Source organism: Vibrio sp. OPT46 (assembly GCF_015163535.1).
Taxonomy (GTDB): domain Bacteria; phylum Pseudomonadota; class Gammaproteobacteria; order Enterobacterales; family Vibrionaceae; genus Vibrio; species Vibrio alginolyticus.
In genome coordinates, this window is the sequence record NZ_JADDYG010000770.1 from 36726 (window position 1) to 38231 (window position 1506).

At 45.2% G+C, this 1506-nt stretch carries 2 protein-coding genes; both read left to right on the forward strand.

Annotated elements, in window-relative coordinates; genetic code table 11:
- The first annotated feature begins 158 nt into the window (after positions 1-158).
- A complete protein-coding gene (smrA, locus tag IQR33_RS27080) occupies positions 159-740 on the forward strand; it encodes a DNA endonuclease SmrA (protein WP_005382233.1) in 582 nt (193 codons plus the stop codon).
- A gap of 94 nt (positions 741-834) precedes the next feature.
- The coding region (rluF, locus tag IQR33_RS34635; RefSeq protein ID WP_228014182.1) for a 23S rRNA pseudouridine(2604) synthase RluF at positions 835-1506 on the forward strand (672 nt) is incomplete at its 3' end.

The following is a 1506-nucleotide window of genomic DNA, read 5'->3' on the forward strand; positions in this document are numbered from 1 at the left end:
TCATGAACGACAAATCTCCTCACTAGATCTCGCTTAGCTCTAGAAACGCTTTGCACCGGAGTCGGTTACTTGCCTACTCCGGTTTTTTATTTGATCTCAATGCACCACTCATTGATATAATCCTATTATTCTTCCCTGTTCTTAATGAGATTACTGCTATGTCTCACGACGACGATTTTGATCTATTTCAACAGATGATGGGCGATGTAAAGCCAATCACTCAAGACACCACCGAACACAAAAAAGTACACCAAGTAACAGAAGCACAGCTCGCAAAACGAGAAGCAGCAATCTGGTTAACGGAAGATGACCCAGAATACCTATCACTTGATCACGCTGAAATGCTCAAGCCAGAGGACTTTGTTGAGTTCAAACGTGATGGTGTACAGGACGGGGTTTACCGCAAACTTCGCCTTGGTAAGTATCCAATCCAAGCTCGCTTGGATTTGCACCGTAAAACATTGAAAGAAGCACGTGATGAAGTCGTGACGTTTTTAAAGCAATGCCTATCAATGGACATTAGAACGGTCGTTATCGTCCATGGTCGAGGAGAACGCTCAAATCCACCTGCAATGATGAAAAGCTTTGTTAGCAGTTGGCTACGACAAATAAAGGAAGTCCAATGCGTCCATAGTGCGCAACGCTTTCACGGTGGAACTGGAGCCGTTTACGTCCTACTTAGAAAAAGTGCGGAAAAGAAATTAGAAACCCGCGAACGTCACCAAAAACGGTTAGGCTAAATTTCACCCTAATGCTAGAATGCCCGCCCTTATTCTTCCTTCCCCTTAAAGGAAGGGAGCTTCATTCGCCGTTGTGAAACGTTAGGAGACAAAAATGTCACAAGACAACGCTAAACGATTAAATAAATTCATCAGTGAAACGGGGTTTTGCTCACGCCGTGAAGCAGACAGACTGATTGAGCAAGGCCGTGTCACCATTAATGGCAACAAACCTGAAATGGGGACAAAAGTGCTACCTGGTGATGATGTTTGTGTGGATGGTAAGCCAGTGGCAGCAAAAGAGAAGCCGATTTATATCGCTCTCAATAAACCAACAGGCATCACCTGTACAACTGAGAGAGACGTCCCTGGAAACATCGTTGATTTCATCGGCCACCAAAAACGTATCTTTCCGATCGGCCGCTTAGACAAACCCTCTGATGGTCTGATCTTTTTGACCAACGATGGCGACATCGTGAACAAAATCCTTCGCGCAGGCAACAGCCACGAAAAAGAGTACGTCGTACGCGTGGACAAGCCAATTACAGGCGAGTTTCTCAAACAGATGTCGAGTGGCGTTAAGATTCTCGACACAGTCACCCTACCTTGTAAGGTAACGAAAGAAACTAAATTCTCTTTCCGTATTGTGCTCACTCAAGGACTTAACCGTCAGATCCGTCGCATGTGTGAAGCGCTGGGCTATGAAGTATTCAAGCTGCGTCGCGTACGCATCATGAATATCTCTCTTGATGGTATTCCGAATGGAAAATGGCGTTACCTAAGTGAC